This window comes from Pseudomonas sp. ES1, from assembly GCF_050586605.1.
Lineage (GTDB): Bacteria > Pseudomonadota > Gammaproteobacteria > Pseudomonadales > Pseudomonadaceae > Aquipseudomonas > Aquipseudomonas sichuanensis.
Genome location: NZ_JBOBDM010000005.1, coordinates 78,279 through 97,604 on the forward strand (window position 1 = coordinate 78,279; position 19,326 = coordinate 97,604).

Below are 19,326 nucleotides of genomic sequence, written 5' to 3' on the forward strand. Positions count from 1 at the left end.
TGTGCGTCCTTAAACTTCTACGGGCGTGTCGGGGTGGTTGCCCCATTCGCTCCACGAGCCGGCGTAAGCCTTGATGCGTGGGTAACCGAGGGCCTTGGCCACCAGGTAGGTGAAACCGGAGCGGCGGTGGGTCTGGCAGTGGGTGATCACTTCCTTGTCTGGGGTGATGCCCAGTTGTTCGAGCACTTGCGCGATGTCCTTGCGGATGCGCAGGTGGTCGTTCAGGTCCATGCCGGCGGTCCACTCGAAGTTGATCGCGCCGGGGATGTGCCCGCCCTTGGCGGCCAGGACTTTTTCGCCGCTGAACTCCTGCGGGCCGCGGGCGTCCCAGACCACCAGGTCGTCGGCGCCCAGGCGGCTTTGCAGGTATTCGCGGGTGGCGGTCGGCTCGCTGTGCAACTGCAGGCGCACCGGGGTGCTGGCAGGTGCCGGCGCCTCGGTGGACAGCTTGTCTGCCGGCCAGGCCTGGATGCCGCCGTTGAGGTAGTGGTAGTGCGGGTGGCCGATCACGTCGAGCAGCCAGATGAAGCGCCCGGCCCAGCCGCCCCCTTCATCGTCGTAGACCACATAGACGGCATCGTCGCGGTGGCCGAGCTCGCTGAACAGTTTCTCCAGGTCGCCCAGTGCCGGCAGCAGGCCGGGTGCTGGTGGTTGGCCCAGTTGGGTGCGCTTGCCCTCGACGAAGCGGGCCCCTGGGATGTGCCCGCTGACGTAGCGATTGGCACTGCTCAGGTCGACCAGGATCAGCTGTGGCGAAGCCAGGCGCGGTAGCAGGTCCTCGGCTTCGATCACCAGGGGCAAGCCGGAAAAGTCAGTCATCCACGGTCTCCAGGGTGGAAAGAGCAGCGATTGTAGCGCAAGGCTCAGGCATTGCGGTTGGCAAACACGGCCAGGGCGCGCTCGATGCATTGCGCGGTCTTGCCGAAGGCTTGCACGCTGACATCGGCCAACGGCTTGCCGCCCTGGTCGACCACCGCCAGCATCAGCACCTGCTCGCCGACGGCCAGCGAGCGCAGCAGCAGGTGCTCGCTGCGGAAGAACGCCCGCAGCGGGGCCGGCAGCAGTGCGGCGAACTGGGCGTGGTTTTCCGGCGTCAGGCGCAGTTGCCCGGCTTTGCTCATCAGCTTTTGCAGCAGTTTGTTCTGCCCGATCGCCAGCGCCATGGCGTCTGCTTCCTTGGGCAGACCGGCGGTCTGCTGCACGCGCAGGTAGTCGCTGGCCTTGTCCAGGCTCAGCAGCATGATGCGCTGCATGCCGCACGCCAGCAGCGCCTCGCGCGCTTGCGTGGCCAGGTGCACGGTGTTGGAGAACGGGCTTGGCTGGGCCAGCAGTTCCTGGCACAGCGTGCGCCAGTGCGCCAGCGTTTCGGCGCTGGGCGGCGGCGGGGTGAGCATGTCCGGGTGCGGGCGGCGCTGGTGCCAGGGCCAGATCAGCGCTTCGGCCGGGTGGAACAAGGCGTGGCGCGCATGGTGGCGGGCGCTGGCCGCGGCCTGTTGGTGGACCTGCTGCTGCACATCTTCCAGCGAAGTCTGCAGGTACAACGCGGTCAGCAACTGCCAGCGCAGCAGGTGCGGATTGTCCCAGCCGACCTGCGCCGCCAGCGCCAGGCCATTGGCGAGCAAGACGGTGTTGGGCGGCTGGTTGAACCAGCGGCGCAGGGCCGGCTCCTCGTCCAGGCGCTGCTGTTGTACCAGGGGCTCGGGTTCGCGGGCGATGGCCAGTACCTGGGCCAGTTGCTCGCGTTCGTCGATCAGCAGGCGATAGCCCTGGGTGACCCAGCCAGGCAGGCGCCAGTGCTCGGCCACGGCCTGGCACAGCGACATGATGCGCACGCCGAACAGTTCATGTTCGACCTGGGCGGCGTCCTCGCCTTTGTGGATAACTCGCAGCTCCCAGGCGTCCAGCAGCTTCGGGTAGGCCAGGGCCAGCGGCCACAGCGGCGAGAGGAACAGCAGGCTGCCCCAGTGGATGTCCTGCCACAGCCGCGCCAGGCGGCTGGCGAACAGGCCGTTGGCTTGTTGTGCGGCGTGCTGGCTGATCAGCAGGAACTGGCGCAGCACCGGCGGGATGTCGTCGCCGGGCAGGGTGGGCAGGCGTGCCAGCAGTTGACTGGTACGTTCAAGGCCCAGGCGATTCAGGGCAACTTCCAGGCTTTCGGCGGGGGCGGCCTGGCTGGGGCTGGCCGGATGGTTGGCCTCGCGCATCACGCATAGCACCAGGGCGGGGCTGTCCTGCAGCAGTTCGGCGATCTCGCGCAGCGAGCGACGGCTGTCGGCGATGGCCTTGACCACCTGGTCGTGGCTCTCTTTCGGCACCGGCAGGCGCACCCCGTCGAGCAGCTTTACCCAGGCCTCTAGCGTCGCGGGAACCTTACTTGGCACCTTGGTTTCAATTGGCATTTTGACATCAGTCCGAACTGGCTTTTCGCGATGAGTGGCTATAGTCTGGCGCAGTTGTGCCGATAAGTAGAAGAAGAGTTTTAAAGCTCCCGTCCCCGACCCTGACCACGACAGCAAGTGCTTTGAACCTATGGCTAAAATTATCGGCATCATCGTCGTATTCGCGAGCGTGCTCGGCGGCTACGTGCTTTCCCACGGCAAGATCGCGGCGCTGATTCAGCCGTTCGAAGTGCTGATCATCGGCGGCGCCGCGTTCGGTGCGTTCCTCCAGGCGAACCCTGGCTACATGACCATGCATGTGGTCAAGAAGTCGCTGAAGATGTTCGGCAGCCGCTTCACCCATACTTTCTACCTGGAAGTACTGGGCCTGGTATACGAGATCCTCAACAAGAGTCGCCGCGAAGGCATGATGGCCATCGAAGGTGACATCGAAGACGCCGCCGCCAGCCCGATCTTCGCCAAGTACCCCGCCGTACTGGGCGATGAACGCATGACCGCCTATATCTGCGACTACCTGCGCATCATGTCCACCGGCAACATGGCTCCCCACGAGCTCGAAGGCCTGTTCGACATGGAGCTGCTGAGCATGAAGGAAGAGCTGGAGCACCCGTCCCACGCGGTGAACGGCATCGCCGACGGCATGCCCGGCTTCGGTATCGTCGCGGCGGTACTGGGTATCGTGGTGACCATGGCGTCGCTGGGCGACGGCGACCAGGCGTCGATCGGCCTGCACGTAGGTGCGGCGCTGGTCGGTACCTTCTTCGGTATTCTCGCCGCCTATGGCTTCTTCGGCCCGCTGGCCAAGTGCCTGGAGCACGATGCCAAGGAAGAGCTCAACCTGTACGAGTCGATCAAGGCTTCGCTGGTCGCTTCCGCCTCGGGCATGCCGCCTTCGCTGGCTGTCGAGTTCGGGCGCAAGGTGCTGTACCCCAAGCACCGTCCAAGCTTCGCCGAGCTGGAACAAGCGGTCCGCGGTCGCTAAGCCATGGAAAACAATCAGCCCATCATCATCAAGCGCGTAAAGCGCTTCGGTGGAGGCCACCATGGCGGCGCCTGGAAGATCGCCTTCGCCGACTTCGCCACGGCGATGATGGCGTTCTTCCTCGTGCTGTGGCTGCTTTCCACCGCCACGCCCGAGCAGAAGATCGCCATTGCCGGCTACTTCAAGGACCCGATCGGCTTCTCCGAAAGCGGCACGCCGTACATCATCGACCTGGGTGGCTCGCCACAGCTGGCCCCCGAAAAGACCATCAACCCCGAGACCAAGTCCGAGCCGACGCCTGATACCAGCATCCAGCTGGACAAGGACAAGGTCGAGACCATGGCCGAGCAGGTCGAGCGCGAGCGCCTGGAGCTGCTGCTGCAGGAGCTGCAGAACAAGGTCGAGGAAAACCCGCAGCTGCAGAAGTTCAAGGACCAGATCCTGTTCGAGATCACCCAGGACGGCCTGCGCATCCAGATCATGGACGCCGAGAACCGGCCGATGTTCGACATTGGCAGCGCACGGTTGCAGCCGTACTTCGAAGACATCCTGCTGGCCATGGCCGACACCATCAAGGCGGTGCCGAACAAGATCAGCATCAGTGGCCACACCGATGCCAAGCCGTACTCCGGCACCGGCGACTACGGCAACTGGGAGCTGTCGGCCAACCGTGCCAACGCCGCGCGTCGTGCCCTGGTCGCGGGTGGTTACCCGGATGAGCAGGTGGCGCGAGTGGTGGGGTACGCGTCGTCGTCGCTGTTCGACCGCAAGAATCCGTTCAACCCGGTCAACCGCCGTATCGACATCATCGTCCTGACCAAGAAGGCCCAGCGCACCATCGAGGGTGAGCAGGGTGAGCAGGGTGCGCCTGAGGCCCAGCCGCAAGCGACGCCGCCTGCCCAGGGTGCGCCAGGCGCCGCCGCTCCGGCGCCGCAGGACCCGATGCAGCCTCGCGAGTTGCGGCAAAAGCTGAACATCTTCGAGGATGGTGTGTTGAAGATGGATGAGCAGAAGAACCAGTAAACCGGTCGCTGCCAGGCAAAACGCCCGTGATTGAGTACGCAGTCACGGGCGTTTTGCTTTGTGAAGGGCCTGTGGGAGCAACTGTCTTATGTTGTCAGTGCTGGCCTCATCGCTGGCAAGCCAGCTCCCACAGGTACGATGCTGCTTCAAGTTAGCGCGATCCATGTGGGAGCGGGTTTACCCGCGAACACCGGCGAAGCCGGTGCCATGCATCGCGTCGCCTGCTTCGCGGGTGAACCCGCTCCCACAGGGCTTGTGAATACACCGCTCTGCCGCAGCCTCAGTAGCTGTCTTGCGGCAGGCTGGCGATGATCGAGCGGTAGCTGTTCATCCGCTGCTGCGTCACGCTGCCCGCCTCCAGTGCCTTGAGCAATGCACAGCCCGGTTCGCGGTCGTGCTTGCAGTCGCGGAAGCGGCAATGGCCGATCAGCTCGCGGAACTCGATGAAGCCATCTTCCACATCATCACGGCTGACATGGCCCAGGCCGAACTCGCGGATACCCGGGGAGTCGATCAGGTCGCCGCCGTTGGGGAAGTGATAGAGCCGCGCGGTGGTGGTGGTGTGGGTGCCCTGGCCTGACCATTCGGACAGGTCGCCGACGCGGGTGCCGGCGTCAGGCAGCAGGCTGTTGACCAGCGACGACTTGCCCACCCCCGACTGGCCGACGAACACACTGATATGGCCATCCAGCGTCTGTTGCAGGCGCTGCATGCCATCGCCCTGGTGCGCCGACACTTCCAGCAATGGGTAGCCGAGCCCGCGATACACCTCGAGCATGGCGTTGAGCGTCGGGGCGTTCTCGTCGTTGATCAGGTCGGCCTTGTTGAGCAGCAGCAGCGGGCGGATACCGGCATGCTCGGCGGCCACCAGGTAGCGGTCGATCAGGTTGGGGTGCGGTTCCGGCGCGGGTGCGAAGACGATGACGATCAGGTCGACGTTGGCCGCCACCGGCTTGAGCTGGCCATGATTGTTCGGCCGGCACAGCTCGGTGCTGCGCGGCATCTGGGCGACGATCACGCCGATGCCCTGGTTGCCGGCGCGCCATACCACGCGATCGCCGGTGACCAGCGCCGGCAGGTTGGCCCGCAGGTGGCAGCGGAATACCTGGCCGGCGTCGTCGCCGTCCTGGGCCTCGACCTCGACCTGCACACCGAAGTGGGCGATCACCAGGCCCAACTGCTCCGGCCCCAGGTCGCCACCTTCGAGCTCTTGCAGTGCATGCTGCTCGCGTTTGGCGGCGCGGGCGGCGCGTTCACCCTGGATCTTTTCGATGCGCCAGTTCTGGCGGCGGTTGAGCTGGCGTTTGGCCATGAAGGTTCCGTATCGGCGGGGCAGTGAGAAAACCGCCGCAGTTTAGCATGGCCCGCCCACGCACCGCCTTGCTGGGCTAATATGACGGCCTATTCGAGGAGCACTTTCATGCAGAACCCACAGAACCTGATCTGGATCGACCTGGAAATGACCGGCCTGGACCCGGACAGCGACGTCATCATCGAGATGGCCACCATCGTCACCGACAGCGAGCTGAACACCCTAGCCGAAGGCCCGGTGATCGCCATTCATCACAGCGATGAAGTGCTGGCACGCATGGACGAGTGGAACACCCGCACCCACGGCGGCTCGGGCCTGACCCAGCGCGTGCGCGAGAGCAAGATCAGCATGGCCGAGGCCGAGGCGCAGACCATCGCTTTCCTGGAGCAGTGGGTGCCCAAGGGCAAGTCGCCGATCTGTGGCAACAGCATCTGCCAGGACCGCCGCTTCCTGTACCGGCACATGCGCGGGCTGGAAAACTACTTCCACTACCGCAACCTCGACGTCTCCACGCTCAAGGAATTGGCCGCGCGCTGGGCGCCGGACGTGCGTGACAGCTTCAAGAAGGGCAGCACCCACCTGGCCCTGGACGACATTCGCGAGTCGATCGCCGAGCTGCGTCACTACCGCGAGCATTTCATCAAGGTCTGAGCTTGCCGTGCGCCGACAATCGTCGGCGCGCCCTCTTTTGGTGCCTCGCGCGACTGGGTAGACTGCGCGCCTTTCCCGCACGGACCTGCACCATGTTGTTGATGCTCTACCTCATCGCCATCACCGCCGAAGCCATGACTGGCGCCCTGTCTGCCGGCCGTCGCGGCATGGATTGGTTCGGTGTGGTGCTGATTGCCTGCGTTACCGCCCTGGGTGGCGGTTCGGTGCGTGACGTGCTGCTCGGGCACTATCCGCTGACCTGGGTAAAACACCCGGAATACCTGGTGCTGACCAGTTTTGCCGCGCTGGTGACCATCTTCATCGCCCCCTTGATGCGCCACCTGCGCTCATTGTTCCTGGTGCTCGATGCCCTGGGGCTGGTGGCGTTCACCCTGATCGGCTGCATGACCGCGCTGGAGATGGGGCAGGGCTTCCTGGTCGCCTCGATCAGCGGGGTGATCACCGGGGTATTCGGCGGCATCCTGCGGGATATCTTCTGCAACGACATCCCGTTGGTGTTCCGGCGCGAGCTGTACGCCAGCGTGTCGTTCGCGGCGGCGTGGTTCTACCTGGGCTGCGTGTACTTCAAGGTGCCGGCGGAGCAGGCGATGCTGCTGACCCTGTTTGGCGGGTTCCTGGTGCGCTTGCTGGCGATCCGTTTCCACTGGGAAATGCCCAAGTTCCACTACAACGACCAGCAGTGAATCGTGCGCGGCTGCTGCGGGATGCAGGAGCTGTTCGGCTACTCGTGGGAGCGGGCTTGCCCCGCGATTGGATGCACCGGCTTCGCCGAGATCGCGGGGCAAGCCCGCTCCTACGTACCACCGCTTTCACGTTGTGCGACTGCGCACGCCGAAACGCTGACTGATCGCCTACAGGACGCCGTGCCGCCCCAGCGCCCATTCCACATGCTCGCGCACTAACGCCGACGGGTCATTGCGCCGCGCTTTCAGCGCTTCTACAACCGGGATCGTGGTAGGCGCGTTGCCCAGCCCCACCGCCAGGTTGCGGGAAAACCGCTCATACCCCGCACGCCGCAACGGCGAGCCCTCGGTGCTGCCGAGAAAGCGCTTTTCATCCCACAGGAACAGCTCGGCCAACTCGACGTTGTCCAGGCCGCGCCGCGGCATGAAGTCATCCTCGGTGGTGGTCTTGGCAAAGCGGTTCCATGGGCAGACCAGCTGGCAGTCGTCGCAGCCGAACACACGGTTGCCGATCAGTGGGCGCAGCTCCACGGGAATGGCGTGGCGCAGCTCGATGGTCAGGTAGGAAATGCAGCGCCGTGCATCGAGTTGGTAAGGGCCGACGAAGGCCTGGGTCGGGCAGATGTCCAGGCAGGCCTGGCAGCGGCCGCAGTGATCGCTGCCCTGCACGCCGTCAATCGGCAGCGGCAGGTCAACAAACAGCTCAGCGAGGAAGAAGTAGCTGCCGGCCTTGCGGTTGAGCAGCAAGGTGTTCTTGCCGATCCAGCCCAGGCCAGCCTCCTGCGCCAGGGCTTTCTCCAGCACTGGGGCGCTGTCGACGAAGGCACGGTAGCCGAACGGGCCGATGGCTTCCTGGATGCGGTCGGCGAAGTGCTGCACACGCTTGCGTACCAGCTTGTGGTAGTCGCGGCCCAGGGCGTAGCGCGCGATATAGGCTTTTTCCGGCTGGGCCAGGCGTTGTGCCATCTGCGTGTCGCCCGGCAGGTAGTCCATGCGCAGCGATATCACCCGCAGGGTGCCGGGGATCAGCTCGGCGGGGCGCGAACGCTTGGTGCCGTGCTCGCCCATGTATTCCATCTCGCCCTGGTAGCCGGCCGCGAGCCAGCGCTGCAGGTGCTGTTCGTGCTCGCCAAGGTCCACGCCGGCGATGCCGACGTGGGCAAAACCGAGTTCTTGGCCCCAATCCTTGATCGATTGGGCCAATGTGTTGATGTCTGGAAGCGTGGCAGGCATGGATGGGCAAGGCATTACGGGTGTAGGTGCGTATAATTCTGCCAGACATCGGAGCCTTTGACCCCATGCCTCAGACCAAACACCCCGGTAATACCCCGCAACCGCTCAATCGGCTGATCTTGGCCGGCCTGCCGCCGCGTGCCGCTGGCGCCCACAAGGCTGACTTCGGCCACGTGCTGGTGGTCGGTGGCGACCTGGGCACCGGCGGTGCGGTGATGCTCAGTGCGCAAGCCGCGCTGCGTTGTGGCGCCGGCCTGGTCAGTGTGGCCACGCGCCCCGAACATGTCGCTGCCGGGCTGGCCCGTCTGCCCGAGGCCATGTGGCTGGGCGTGAGCTCGGTCAATCAGTTGATGGGGCCGCTGGAGCGCGCCTCGGTGCTGGTGGTCGGGCCAGGGCTGGGGCAAGCGGCCTGGGGGCGCAGCCTGTTGTCGGCGGTGGCCAACGCGCACCTGCCGCAAGTCTGGGATGCCGATGCGCTCAACCTGCTGGCGCGCTCGCCGCTGGCGCTGCCCAGCGGCAGCGTGCTGACCCCGCACCCGGGGGAGGCGGCGCGCCTGCTGGGGATCTCCACCGAAGCGGTGCAGGCCGACCGGCCCGGTGCCGCGCGCAAGCTGGCGCGCAAATATGCCAGCGTCTGTGTGCTCAAGGGCGCCGGCACGCTGGTGGCTGACCCTGCCGGGCGGCTGGCGCTGTGCGATCACGGTCATCCGGCCATGGCCGGCGCGGGGTTGGGCGATGTGCTCACCGGGGTGCTGGCGGCGCTGCTGGCCCAAGGGCTGGACGCCTGGCAGGCAGCCTGCCTGGGGGTGTGGTTGCATGCCCGAGCCGGCGAGCGGCTGGGGGTTGAGGGAAGAGGCCTGGCAGCCAGCGATCTGGTTGCGGTCATTAGAGAATTGTTGGAGGAACATTCAGCGTGTCTGGCATAACCCTGTTTTTGGCCGATGAAGAGGCCACCGTCGACTTCGGCGCGAAGCTGGCTGAAGTGACCGGCGGTCATGGCGTGATCTTTCTCGAGGGCGACCTGGGCGCCGGCAAGACCACCCTGTCCCGCGGCCTGATCCGTGGCCTGGGCCACACCGGTCCGGTCAAGAGCCCGACCTTCACCGTGGTCGAACCCTACGAGATCGGCGACATTCGCGCTTTTCACTTCGACCTGTATCGCTTGGTCGATCCGGAAGAGCTTGAATTCATGGGGATTCGCGATTACTTCGAGGGCGATGCCCTGTGCCTGTTCGAATGGCCCGATAAAGGTGCGGGCGTTTTGCCAAAGCCCGACCTGACCATTACCATAAGCCCGCAAGCGGGCGGGCGCTCGCTGAACCTGTCGCCGCAGGGGGCACGCGGCGAAGCCTGGTGTGCCGATCTGGCCAAGAAAATCAAACAGTAAGTGGGGAAAGGTATGCGCATACGCGCACTGGTCGCTGTCGTTGGGCTGCTGCTGACAACGGTGACCGTTGACGCTCTGGCGGCTGTCACTCAAGTCAAGAGCGTGCGCCTGTGGCGTGCGCCGGACAACACGCGGCTGGTCTTCGACCTGTCCGGGCCTGTACAGCACAGCGTCTTCACCCTGACCGCGCCGGATCGCCTGGTCATCGATATCAACGGTGCCACCCTGGGTGGGCCGCTGAACGTGGCCACCTCGAACACGCCGATCAACAGCATGCGCTCGGCCCAGCGCACGCCCACCGACCTGCGCGTGGTGATCGACCTTAAAAAGGCCGTATCGCCCAAGAGCTTCACCCTGGCGCCGAATGCCCAGTATGGCAACCGCCTGGTGGTCGACCTGTACGACCAGGAAGCCGACGCCATCGCCGCCAGCAACCCGACACCGCCCCCGGCGGTGCAGCCGCCTGCGACCACACCGGCGGTGCCGGTGACCCCGGTGCAACCCGCGATCAAGCTGCCACCGGCACCTGCCGGCAAGCGCGACATCGTCGTGGCCATCGACGCCGGCCACGGTGGCGAAGACCCGGGCGCCTCGGGCTCGCGTGGGCAGCACGAAAAAGACATCGTGCTCGACATCGCCAAGGAACTGCAGCGTCAGATCAACAGCGAGAAAGGTTACCGCGCCGAGCTGACCCGTACCGGCGACTACTTCATCCCGTTGCGCAAACGCACCGAGATCGCCCGCAAGAAGGGCGCTGACCTGTTCGTCTCGATTCACGCCGATGCCGCGCCGTCTAAGGCCGCCTTCGGTGCCTCGGTATTCGCCCTGTCCGACCGCGGCGCTACCTCCGAGACCGCGCGCTGGCTGGCCGACACGGAAAACCGTTCCGACCTGATCGGCGGCGCCGGCAACGTCAGCCTCGACGACAAGGACCGCATGCTCGCCGGGGTACTGCTCGACCTGTCGATGACCGCCACCCTCAGCTCCAGCCTCAACGTTGGGCAAAAGGTGCTGGGCAACATGGGCCGGGTGACCCCGCTGCACAAGCAGCGCGTCGAGCAGGCCGGGTTCATGGTGCTGAAGTCGCCGGACATTCCATCGATCCTCGTTGAAACCGGGTTCATCTCCAATGCCAACGAGGCGGCCAAACTGGCCACGCGCGGCCACCAGCAAGCGCTGGCCCGTTCGATCCATACCGGCGTGCGCCAGTTCTTCCAGCAGAACCCGCCACCGGGCACCTACATCGCCTGGCTGCGTGACAGCGGCAAGATTGCCCAAGGGCCGCGCGATCACACCGTGCGCCCCGGCGAGACCCTGGCGATGATCGCCGTACGCTACCAGGTCAGCGTTGCCAGCCTGCGCAGCAGCAACAGCCTGAAGACCGATGAGCTGAAAGTCGGCCAGCACCTCGACATTCCGGGCACCACCCTGGCGTCGCAACAATGAATGGCGGTTCGCGCATCCAGCTGCTCAGCCCGCGGCTGGCCAACCAGATCGCCGCGGGCGAGGTCGTCGAGCGCCCGGCTTCGGTGGCCAAGGAGTTGCTGGAAAACAGCCTCGACTCCGGCGCCCGGCGCATCGAAGTCGAGGTCGAGCAGGGCGGCGTGAAGCTGCTGCGGGTACGTGACAACGGCAGCGGCATTGCCCCGGACGACCTGCCGCTGGCCCTGGCGCGCCACGCCACCAGCAAGATCCGTGAGCTGGAAGACCTCGAAGGCGTGCTCAGCCTGGGCTTTCGCGGTGAGGCCCTGGCCTCGATCAGCTCGGTGGCCCGCCTGACCCTGACATCGCGCACCGCCGACGCCGGCGAAGCCTGGCAGGTGGAGACCGAAGGCCGCGACATGCTCCCGCGCGTGCAGCCAGCCGCGCACCCGGTCGGCACCTCGGTGGAGGTGCGTGACCTGTTCTTCAATACCCCGGCCCGGCGCAAGTTCCTCAAGGCCGAGAAAACCGAATTCGATCACCTGCAGGAAGTCATCCGGCGCCTGGCGCTGGCGCGCTTCGACGTGGGCTTCCACCTGCGCCACAACGGCAAGACCATCTTCAGCCTGCACGAGGCTGCCGACGAGATGGCCCGGGCGCGGCGCGTGGGTACCATCTGTGGCCCGGGCTTCCTCGAGCAGGCCTTGCCGATCGACGTCGAGCGCAACGGCCTGCGTTTGTGGGGCTGGGTTGGTCTGCCGACGTTTTCGCGCAGCCAGGCAGACCTGCAGTACTTCTTCGTCAATGGCCGCGCGGTGCGCGACAAGCTGGTTGCCCACGCGGTGCGCCAGGCCTACCGCGACGTGCTGTTCAACGGCCGGCACCCGACCTTTGTGCTGTTCCTTGAGCTCGACCCGACCGGTGTCGACGTCAACGTGCACCCGACCAAGCACGAAGTGCGCTTCCGCGAAGGGCGGATGGTCCACGATTTCCTCTATGGCACCCTGCACCGGGCCCTGGCTGATGTGCGGCCCGAGGATCAGCTCGCGGCCCCCGCGGCAACCGCCGAACTGATTCGCCCGAGCGGCCAGCAGGCCGGGGAATTCGGCCCCCAGGGCGAAATGCGCCTGGCTTCGCCGGTACTGGAGCAGCCCCAGGGCGAGGCGCGTCAGTCGTTCTCCTCGGGCGGCGCGGGTGCGGGTTATCAGTACCAATACACCCCGCGGCCGGCTCAGCCGGTCGCTGCCGGTGAGGCCCAGGCGGTCTACCGCGAGTTCTATGCGCCGCTGGACAACGCCACGGCAGCGCCGGGAGCCTTGCCGGACAGCCAGGGCGATATCCCGCCACTGGGCTATGCCCTGGCCCAGCTCAAAGGCATCTACATCCTGGCCGAGAACGCCATCGGCCTGGTGCTGGTGGACATGCATGCCGCCCACGAGCGGATCATGTACGAGCGCCTCAAGGTGGCCATGGCCAGCGAAGGCCTGAGCGGCCAGCCGCTGCTGGTGCCAGAGTCGCTGGCGCTGAGCCAGCGCGAGGCCGACTGCGCCGAAGAGCACGCCCAGTGGTTCCAGCGCCTGGGCTTCGAGCTGCAGCGCCTGGGCCCGGAAACCCTGGCGATCCGGCAGATCCCGGCGCTGCTCAAGCAGGCCGAGGCCAACCGCCTGGTACAGGACGTGCTCGCCGACCTGATGGAGTACGGCAGCAGCGACCGCATCCAGGCGCACCTGAACGAATTGCTCGGGACCATGGCCTGCCATGGTGCGGTGCGCGCCAACCGGCGCTTGGCGATCCCGGAAATGAACGCCCTGCTGCGCGACATGGAGAACACCGAGCGCAGTGGCCAGTGCAACCACGGCCGGCCGACTTGGACCCAGATGGGCCTGGATGACCTGGACAAGCTGTTCCTGCGGGGGCGATGAGATGAGCATGAAACCCCCGGCGATATTCCTCATGGGCCCGACGGCAGCCGGCAAGACCGACCTGGCCATCGAGCTGACCAAGGTGCTGCCGTGCGAGCTGATCAGTGTCGATTCGGCGCTGGTCTATCGCGGCATGGATATCGGTACTGCCAAACCCTCGAAAGAGGTGCTGGCCGCCCATCCGCATCGGCTGATCGACATCCTCGACCCGGCCGAGAGCTATTCGGCAAAGCAGTTCTGCACCGATGCGCTCGAGGCCATGGCCGAGATCACCGCGCGCGGCAAGATCCCGCTGCTGGTCGGCGGCACCATGCTTTATTACAAGGCTTTGGTCGACGGCCTGGCCGACATGCCGCCGGCCGATGCAGGGGTGCGCGCCGAGCTTGAGGCCCAGGCCGGCGAGCTGGGCCTGGCCGAGTTGCATCGCCAGCTGGCCGAGGTGGACCCTGAGTCGGCGGCGCGTATCCATCCGAATGACCCGCAGCGGCTGATTCGCGCGCTTGAGGTGTACCGGGTGAGCGGCGAAAGCATGACCGCCCACCGCCAGCGACAATTCGCCGAAAGTCGCGGCGCAGACGCAGGCGTGAGCGGGCATTTGCCCTATACTGTCGCCAGCCTGGCCATAGCGCCTACAGATCGTCACATTTTGCATGAGCGAATTGCGTTACGATTTTCGCAGATGCTGGAACAGGGCTTCGTCGACGAGGTCCGATCGCTGCGAGCCAGAAGTGACTTGCACGCCGGGCTGCCGTCTATACGGGCAGTGGGGTATCGGCAGGTCTGGGATTACCTGGACGGCCAGCTAACTGAGAATGAGATGCGTGAACGCGGTATCATTGCCACGCGTCAGCTGGCCAAGCGCCAATTCACCTGGTTGCGCGGTTGGTCCGACGTGCACTGGCTGGATAGCCTGGCCTGCGACAATCTGTCCCGCACCTTGAAATACCTTGGGGCCGTCTCCATATTGAGCTGAGTCCCTGCTTATTGCCGTCTATTCTTGCGAAAGGCGGCAGCAATTACTGAATTTTCTTGTTTTTTACTATTGATCCTTACAGGAGTGCGGCATATGTCAAAAGGGCATTCGCTACAAGACCCTTACTTGAACACCTTGAGAAAAGAGAAGGTCCCGGTTTCGATCTATCTGGTCAACGGGATCAAGTTGCAGGGCCAGATTGAATCGTTCGACCAGTTCGTCGTGCTGCTGAAGAACACCGTCAGCCAGATGGTCTACAAGCACGCGATTTCGACTGTCGTACCTGCCCGTCCAGTTCGTCTGCCTAGCCCGACCGATGGCGAGCATGGCGACAGCGAGCAAGGCAACGCTTGAAAATAGTAGGAGCCTGCATTGTTCTTTGAGCGCCACGGTGGTGGTGAGCGAGCGCTGCTCGTTCACTTGGAAGGTCAGAACCCTGAGGCGCGCGAAGACCCGCAGGAGTTTCAGGAGCTGGCGCTGTCGGCCGGAGCCGAGATCGTTACACTGGCGACAGTGTCACGGCATCAGCCCACCGCCAAGTTTCTGATCGGTAGCGGCAAGGTCGAGGAATTGCGCGACCTGGTCAAAACCGAAGAAGTTGACCTGGTGATTTTCAATCACACCCTCACGCCCAGCCAGGAACGTAACCTCGAACGTGTTTTCGAGTGTCGCGTGCTGGACCGTACCGGGCTGATTCTCGATATCTTCGCCCAACGGGCGCGTACTCACGAAGGCAAGCTGCAGGTCGAACTGGCCCAGCTCGAGCACATGAGCACGCGGCTGGTACGCGGCTGGACTCACCTTGAGCGGCAAAAGGGCGGTATCGGCCTGCGCGGCCCGGGTGAAACCCAGCTGGAAACCGACCGCCGTCTGTTGCGGGTGCGCCTGCGCCAGATCAAGGGCCGCCTGGAGAAGGTGCGCAGCCAGCGCGAGCAGGCCCGTCGCGGGCGCAAGCGCGCCGATATCCCGTCCGTGTCGCTGGTGGGTTACACCAACGCCGGCAAGTCGACCCTGTTCAACGCCCTCACGCAGTCCGAGGTCTATGCCGCGGACCAGCTGTTCGCCACCCTCGACCCTACGCTGCGCCGGCTGGAACTGGCCGACCTTGGGCCCATCGTGCTGGCCGACACCGTGGGTTTCATCCGCCACCTGCCGCACAAGCTGGTCGAGGCATTTCGGGCTACGCTCGAAGAGTCGAGCAACTCCGACCTGCTGTTGCACGTGATCGACGCCCATGAGCCCGAGCGCATGGAGCAGATCGAGCAGGTCTTGGCGGTGCTGGGCGAGATTGGCGCTGAAGGCTTGCCGATCCTCGAGGTGTATAACAAACTCGACCTGCTCGAAGATGTCGAGCCGCAGATCCAGCGCGATGCCGACGGCAAGCCGCAACGGGTCTGGGTATCGGCACGTGATGGACGAGGCCTGGAGCTGGTTGGCCAGGCAGTTGCCGAATTGCTGGGGGATGATCTTTATGTCGGAACCCTGTGCCTGGAGCAGCGATTTGCCCGCTTGCGCGCGCAATTCTTCGCGTTGGGTGCCGTGCAAAGTGAAGAGCATGATGAAGAAGGGCGCAGCCTGCTGAGCGTGCGACTGCCCAGGGTCGAGTTGAATCGCCTGGTCAGCCGCGAAGGCATGGAGCCGCAAGTGTTTGTCGAGCAACACACTTTGCAATAAATGCTCGTCGAGGTCGCCGGGCAGCAGTGACAGGCATTCTGTAGCATTGGACGGCGCGCCGTGGGCGCGTCTTTGCTTTATCAGATGGAGAGCGCTATGGCTTGGAACGAGCCGGGTGGCAACTCGAACAATCAGGATCCCTGGGGCGGTCGTCGCGGTGGCGGTGGCGGCGGTGGCGACAAGAAAGGTCCACCGGATCTGGACGAGGCCTTCCGCAAGCTGCAGGACAGCCTGAACGGCATGTTCGGCAGTGGCAAGAAGCGCGGTGGCAACAGCGACCGCAATATCGGCAAAGGTGGCGGCCTGGGCCTGCTGGGCGTAGGCCTGGCGGTGCTGGCGGCAATCTGGCTGTACAACGCCGTGTACGTGGTGGACGAGCAGGAGCAGGCAGTCGTGCTGCGCTTCGGCAAGTACTACGAGACCGTCGGCCCCGGCTTGAATATCTATTTCCCGCCGATCGACCGCAAGTACATGGAAAACGTGACCCGTGAGCGGGCCTACACCAAGCAGGGCCAGATGCTCACCGAAGACGAGAACATCGTCGAAGTGCCGCTGACCGTGCAGTACCGCATCAGCAACCTGCAGGACTTCGTGCTCAACGTCGACCAGCCGGAAGTCAGCCTGCAGCATGCGACCGACAGCGCCCTGCGCCACGTGGTGGGTTCCACCTCGATGGACCAGGTGCTGACCGAAGGCCGTGAGCAGATGGCCGTGGACATCCGCGAGCGCCTGCAGCGTTTCCTCGACACCTACCGGACCGGTATCACCGTGACCCAGGTCAACGTGCAGAGCGCGGCCGCCCCGCGTGAAGTGCAAGAGGCCTTCGACGACGTGATCCGTGCCCGTGAAGACGAGCAGCGTGCCCGCAACCAGGCCGAATCCTACGCCAACGGCGTGGTGCCGGAAGCCCGTGGCCAGGCGCAGCGCATCATCGAGGACGCCAACGGCTACCGCGATGAAGTCATCGCCCGCGCCAAGGGTGAGGCCGATCGCTTCACCAAGCTGGTCGCCGAGTACCGCAAGGCGCCAGAGGTTACCCGTCAGCGCCTGTACCTCGAGACCATGCAGGAGGTGTACAGCAACTCCAGCAAAGTCCTGGTGGCAACCAAGGATGGGCAGAACAACCTGCTCTACCTGCCGCTGGACAAGATGGTCGAAAGCGGCCGCAACAGCGCTGCAGCTCCATCCGCCGGTGCATCGACCTCGTCGGCTAACGACGCAGCCGCGCGCGCCGCGCAGGACCTGCAACAGCAACAACCGCCGCTGCGTTCCAGGGAGAGCCGCTGATGAGCAATAAATCGCTGTTCGCCCTGATTGGCGCCGTGGTGCTGGCGATCGTCGCCTGGAACTGCTTCTACATCGTTTCGCAAACCGAACGCGCGGTATTGCTGCAGTTCGGTCGCGTGGTCAAGGCCGATGTCCAGCCTGGCCTGCATGTGAAGGTGCCGTACGTGAACCAGGTGCGCAAGTTCGACGCCCGCCTGATGACCCTCGACGCCCCGACCCAGCGTTTCCTGACGCTGGAGAAGAAAGCAGTGATGGTCGACGCCTACGCCAAGTGGCGCGTCAAGGACGCCGAGCGCTTCTACACCGCTACTTCGGGTATGAAGCAGATCGCCGACGAGCGCCTGTCGCGTCGTCTGGAAAGCGGCCTGCGTGACCAGTTCGGTAAACGCACCCTGCACGAAGTGGTATCGGGTGAGCGTGACGCACTGATGGCTGACATCACCGCCTCGCTGAACCGCATGGCCAGCAAGGAGTTGGGTATCGAAGTGGTCGACGTTCGCGTCAAGGCCATCGACCTGCCCAAGGAAGTCAACCGCAGCGTGTTCGACCGCATGAGCACCGAGCGTGAGCGTGAAGCCCGCGAGCACCGCGCCAAGGGTAACGAGCTGGCCGAAGGCATCCGTGCCGACGCCGATCGTCAGCGCCGCGTGCTGCTGGCCGAAGCGTATCGTGAAGCGGAAGAGACCCGCGGTGATGGCGACGCCCAGTCGGCTGCCATCTATGCCAAGGCCTACACCCAGGACGCCGATTTCTACGCGTTCTACCGTAGCCTGCAGGCCTACCGCGAGAGCTTCTCCAGCAAGAGCGACGTGCTGGTCCTGGACCCGAAGAACGAGTTCTTCCGTTTCCTGGACAAGAGCAAGCCCTGAGGTTGCTCTCATGATGGGCGCACCCCGCCCGGCAGCTAAAATGCCTGGCGGGGTGCATCCTGAATGAAAAGGGGTGTATGATGCGGCAGCCGGGAAATTCCCGGCTTTTTTGCGTCTGTAAGGTTGATTGGCCGATGAAACGGCCCCGGCGCAAGGTATTCAAGGGTGTTGGTAACGGTGGCTGCGCTGGGTTCGGTCCTGCCCGCTGCTGTCCGCCAGGGCCCGTTTCACTCAAGGCTAGCCCGCAGGGTGGCCGCCCGGACCAAAGGGGAAATGGCGTAATGGCAACGGTAGACCGCTGGCTTCTGCCAGATGGCATCGAGGAAGTACTGCCACCTGAGGCTGCGCGCATCGAGATCGCGCGTCGGCAGGTGTTGGACCTGTTCCAGAGCTGGGGTTACGAGCTGGTGGTCACCCCCCATATCGAATACCTGGAGTCGCTGCTGACCGGTGCCGGTGCGGACCTGGACGAGCGCACCTTCAAGGTTGTCGATCCGCAGTCCGGGCGCCTGATGGGCTTCCGCGCCGACTTCACCCCGCAGGTGGCGCGTATCGATGCACACACCCTGCGCCGCGAAGGCCCGAGCCGCCTGTGCTATGCCGGTAGCGTGCTGCACGCCCAGCCACGCGCGCTGTCCACCTCGCGCAGCCCGATCCAGTTGGGCGCTGAGCTGTACGGCGACGCCAGCCCTACCAGCGATGTCGAAATCATCAGCCTGATGCTCACCACGCTGCAGCTGACCGACGTGGCGGATGTGCACATGGACCTCGGCCATGTCGGCATCTACCGTGGCCTGGCCCGCGCCGCCAACCTGTCGGGTGACGTCGAGCAGCAGCTGTTCGATGCCCTGCAGCGCAAGGCTGTCGATGAAGTTCAGGCGCTGACCGCCAACCTGCCGCAGGACCTCGGCAACATGCTGCGCGCCCTGTGCGAGCTGTGCGGTGGTCGCGAAGTGCTGGCCGAAGCCCGTGTGCGCCTCGGCCGTGCCCCGGCCAGCGTGCTGGCAGCGCTGGACGACCTGCTGGCGATCGCTGATCGCCTGGCCTCGCGCTACCCGGACCTGCCGCTGTACTTCGACCTCGGCGAGCTGCGCGGCTACCACTACCACACCGGCGTGGTGTTCGCCGTGTTCGTGCCTGGCGAGGGTCAGTCGATCGCCCAGGGCGGGCGTTACGACGACATCGGCGCCGACTTCGGCCGGGCACGCCCGGCCACCGGTTTCTCCACGGATTTGAAGACCCTGGTCACACTGGGGCGAGCGGAGGTCGTACTCCCGGCTGGCGGCATCTGGATGCCCGACAGCGGTGATGCGGCCCTCTGGCAGCAAGTCTGCCAGTTGCGCAACGAGGGCCAGCGTGTGGTCCAGGCTCTGCCTGGCCAGCCGCTGAGTGCTGCCCTTGAGGCGGATTGTGATCGGCAATTGATTCAGCAAGACGGGCGCTGGCAGGTTCTGCCGCTGACCCATTGAGATTCTTCGCCGGCGATGG

Annotated in this window: 18 protein-coding genes; 14 read left to right on the forward strand and 4 right to left on the reverse strand. The window is 64.9% G+C overall.

The window, feature by feature from the left end; all coding sequences use genetic code 11:
* Positions 1–9: 9 nt before the first annotated feature.
* On the reverse strand, positions 10–819 hold the full coding sequence (locus ACQ4N9_RS03695) for a rhodanese-like domain-containing protein (protein ID WP_390965901.1): 810 nt from the start codon (positions 817–819) through the stop codon (positions 10–12).
* A 44-nt stretch (positions 820–863) separates the two neighbouring features.
* The gene (locus ACQ4N9_RS03700; protein WP_390965903.1) at positions 864–2,399 is read right to left on the reverse strand and encodes an HDOD domain-containing protein; all 1,536 of its coding nucleotides are present in this window, start codon (positions 2,397–2,399) and stop codon (positions 864–866) included.
* 130 nt (positions 2,400–2,529) lie between these two features.
* Between ACQ4N9_RS03700 and motA the strand changes: the two genes are divergently transcribed.
* Both motA and motB read left to right on the forward strand, forming a co-directional pair.
* Complete coding sequence (motA, locus tag ACQ4N9_RS03705; protein ID WP_125860666.1) at positions 2,530–3,381, forward strand: flagellar motor stator protein MotA; 852 nt, start codon at positions 2,530–2,532, stop codon at positions 3,379–3,381.
* Positions 3,382–3,384: 3 nt separating this feature from the next.
* The gene (gene motB, locus ACQ4N9_RS03710) at positions 3,385–4,404 is read left to right on the forward strand and encodes a flagellar motor protein MotB (RefSeq protein ID WP_125860664.1); all 1,020 of its coding nucleotides are present in this window, start codon (positions 3,385–3,387) and stop codon (positions 4,402–4,404) included.
* A 280-nt stretch (positions 4,405–4,684) separates the two neighbouring features.
* Here motB and rsgA read toward each other — a convergent pair whose 3' ends face one another.
* On the reverse strand, positions 4,685–5,716 hold the full coding sequence (gene rsgA, locus ACQ4N9_RS03715; protein WP_390965907.1) for a small ribosomal subunit biogenesis GTPase RsgA: 1,032 nt from the start codon (positions 5,714–5,716) through the stop codon (positions 4,685–4,687).
* 108 nt (positions 5,717–5,824) lie between these two features.
* Between rsgA and orn the strand changes: the two genes are divergently transcribed.
* Both orn and ACQ4N9_RS03725 read left to right on the forward strand, forming a co-directional pair.
* Entirely contained in the window at positions 5,825–6,367 is a 543-nt protein-coding gene (gene orn, locus ACQ4N9_RS03720; RefSeq protein WP_390965909.1) for an oligoribonuclease, read from the forward strand.
* Between the two features lie 92 nt (positions 6,368–6,459).
* Positions 6,460–7,071, forward strand: a complete 612-nt coding sequence (locus ACQ4N9_RS03725) for a trimeric intracellular cation channel family protein (protein ID WP_110996140.1) — start codon at positions 6,460–6,462, stop codon at positions 7,069–7,071.
* Positions 7,072–7,239: 168 nt separating this feature from the next.
* Here the strand turns inward: ACQ4N9_RS03725 and queG are convergent, their stop codons facing one another.
* Positions 7,240–8,304, reverse strand: coding sequence for a tRNA epoxyqueuosine(34) reductase QueG (queG, locus tag ACQ4N9_RS03730; protein WP_125465761.1), 1,065 nt, complete (start codon positions 8,302–8,304; stop codon positions 7,240–7,242).
* 65 nt (positions 8,305–8,369) lie between these two features.
* On the opposite strand from queG, the gene ACQ4N9_RS03735 reads away from it, so the two are divergent.
* From ACQ4N9_RS03735 to ACQ4N9_RS03780, 10 genes are all read left to right on the forward strand, one after another.
* Positions 8,370–9,230, forward strand: a complete 861-nt coding sequence (locus ACQ4N9_RS03735) for an NAD(P)H-hydrate dehydratase (protein ID WP_390965912.1) — start codon at positions 8,370–8,372, stop codon at positions 9,228–9,230.
* Positions 9,227–9,691, forward strand: a complete 465-nt coding sequence (gene tsaE / locus ACQ4N9_RS03740; protein ID WP_371923667.1) for a tRNA (adenosine(37)-N6)-threonylcarbamoyltransferase complex ATPase subunit type 1 TsaE — start codon at positions 9,227–9,229, stop codon at positions 9,689–9,691. Before ACQ4N9_RS03735 ends, tsaE begins: the two co-directional genes overlap by 4 nt.
* A gap of 12 nt (positions 9,692–9,703) precedes the next feature.
* Positions 9,704–11,137, forward strand: a complete 1,434-nt coding sequence (locus ACQ4N9_RS03745; protein WP_390965914.1) for an N-acetylmuramoyl-L-alanine amidase — start codon at positions 9,704–9,706, stop codon at positions 11,135–11,137.
* On the forward strand, positions 11,134–13,035 hold the full coding sequence (gene mutL, locus ACQ4N9_RS03750; protein ID WP_390965916.1) for a DNA mismatch repair endonuclease MutL: 1,902 nt from the start codon (positions 11,134–11,136) through the stop codon (positions 13,033–13,035). Before ACQ4N9_RS03745 ends, mutL begins: the two co-directional genes overlap by 4 nt.
* Before the next feature lies 1 nt (position 13,036).
* Positions 13,037–14,008 carry a tRNA (adenosine(37)-N6)-dimethylallyltransferase MiaA gene (miaA, locus tag ACQ4N9_RS03755; RefSeq protein WP_125861431.1) on the forward strand — a complete coding sequence of 324 codons (972 nt, stop codon included), beginning with the start codon at positions 13,037–13,039 and terminating at the stop codon, positions 14,006–14,008.
* Between the two features lie 93 nt (positions 14,009–14,101).
* A complete protein-coding gene (hfq, locus tag ACQ4N9_RS03760; protein ID WP_110996133.1) occupies positions 14,102–14,362 on the forward strand; it encodes an RNA chaperone Hfq in 261 nt (86 codons plus the stop codon).
* 18 nt (positions 14,363–14,380) lie between these two features.
* Positions 14,381–15,682: a ribosome rescue GTPase HflX gene (hflX, locus tag ACQ4N9_RS03765; protein WP_125860658.1), complete on the forward strand. Its 1,302-nt coding sequence runs from the start codon at positions 14,381–14,383 to the stop codon at positions 15,680–15,682.
* A gap of 96 nt (positions 15,683–15,778) precedes the next feature.
* Positions 15,779–16,969, forward strand: a complete 1,191-nt coding sequence (gene hflK / locus ACQ4N9_RS03770) for an FtsH protease activity modulator HflK (RefSeq protein ID WP_125860656.1) — start codon at positions 15,779–15,781, stop codon at positions 16,967–16,969.
* Positions 16,969–17,838, forward strand: a complete 870-nt coding sequence (gene hflC, locus ACQ4N9_RS03775; RefSeq protein ID WP_110996130.1) for a protease modulator HflC — start codon at positions 16,969–16,971, stop codon at positions 17,836–17,838. Before hflK ends, hflC begins: the two co-directional genes overlap by 1 nt.
* A gap of 281 nt (positions 17,839–18,119) precedes the next feature.
* Positions 18,120–19,307, forward strand: coding sequence for an ATP phosphoribosyltransferase regulatory subunit (locus tag ACQ4N9_RS03780; protein ID WP_347151168.1), 1,188 nt, complete (start codon positions 18,120–18,122; stop codon positions 19,305–19,307).
* The last annotated feature ends 19 nt before the right edge of the window (positions 19,308–19,326 follow it).

What these genes read in the sequence shown, in the direction of transcription:
- motA (WP_125860666.1), top strand. Translation starts at nt 2,530, where the DNA reads ATGGCTAAAATTATCGGCATCATCGTCGTATTCGCGAGCGTGCTCGGC.
- ACQ4N9_RS03700 (WP_390965903.1), bottom strand. Translation starts at nt 2,399, where the DNA reads ATGCCAATTGAAACCAAGGTGCCAAGTAAGGTTCCCGCGACGCTAGAG.
- hfq (WP_110996133.1), top strand. Translation starts at nt 14,102, where the DNA reads ATGTCAAAAGGGCATTCGCTACAAGACCCTTACTTGAACACCTTGAGA.
- miaA (WP_125861431.1), top strand. Translation starts at nt 13,037, where the DNA reads ATGAGCATGAAACCCCCGGCGATATTCCTCATGGGCCCGACGGCAGCC.
- mutL (WP_390965916.1), top strand. Translation starts at nt 11,134, where the DNA reads ATGAATGGCGGTTCGCGCATCCAGCTGCTCAGCCCGCGGCTGGCCAAC.
- hflK (WP_125860656.1), top strand. Translation starts at nt 15,779, where the DNA reads ATGGCTTGGAACGAGCCGGGTGGCAACTCGAACAATCAGGATCCCTGG.
- ACQ4N9_RS03725 (WP_110996140.1), top strand. Translation starts at nt 6,460, where the DNA reads ATGTTGTTGATGCTCTACCTCATCGCCATCACCGCCGAAGCCATGACT.
- ACQ4N9_RS03780 (WP_347151168.1), top strand. Translation starts at nt 18,120, where the DNA reads ATGGCAACGGTAGACCGCTGGCTTCTGCCAGATGGCATCGAGGAAGTA.
- queG (WP_125465761.1), bottom strand. Translation starts at nt 8,304, where the DNA reads ATGCCTGCCACGCTTCCAGACATCAACACATTGGCCCAATCGATCAAG.
- rsgA (WP_390965907.1), bottom strand. Translation starts at nt 5,716, where the DNA reads ATGGCCAAACGCCAGCTCAACCGCCGCCAGAACTGGCGCATCGAAAAG.
- ACQ4N9_RS03745 (WP_390965914.1), top strand. Translation starts at nt 9,704, where the DNA reads ATGCGCATACGCGCACTGGTCGCTGTCGTTGGGCTGCTGCTGACAACG.
- ACQ4N9_RS03695 (WP_390965901.1), bottom strand. Translation starts at nt 819, where the DNA reads ATGACTGACTTTTCCGGCTTGCCCCTGGTGATCGAAGCCGAGGACCTG.
- orn (WP_390965909.1), top strand. Translation starts at nt 5,825, where the DNA reads ATGCAGAACCCACAGAACCTGATCTGGATCGACCTGGAAATGACCGGC.
- hflC (WP_110996130.1), top strand. Translation starts at nt 16,969, where the DNA reads ATGAGCAATAAATCGCTGTTCGCCCTGATTGGCGCCGTGGTGCTGGCG.
- ACQ4N9_RS03735 (WP_390965912.1), top strand. Translation starts at nt 8,370, where the DNA reads ATGCCTCAGACCAAACACCCCGGTAATACCCCGCAACCGCTCAATCGG.
- motB (WP_125860664.1), top strand. Translation starts at nt 3,385, where the DNA reads ATGGAAAACAATCAGCCCATCATCATCAAGCGCGTAAAGCGCTTCGGT.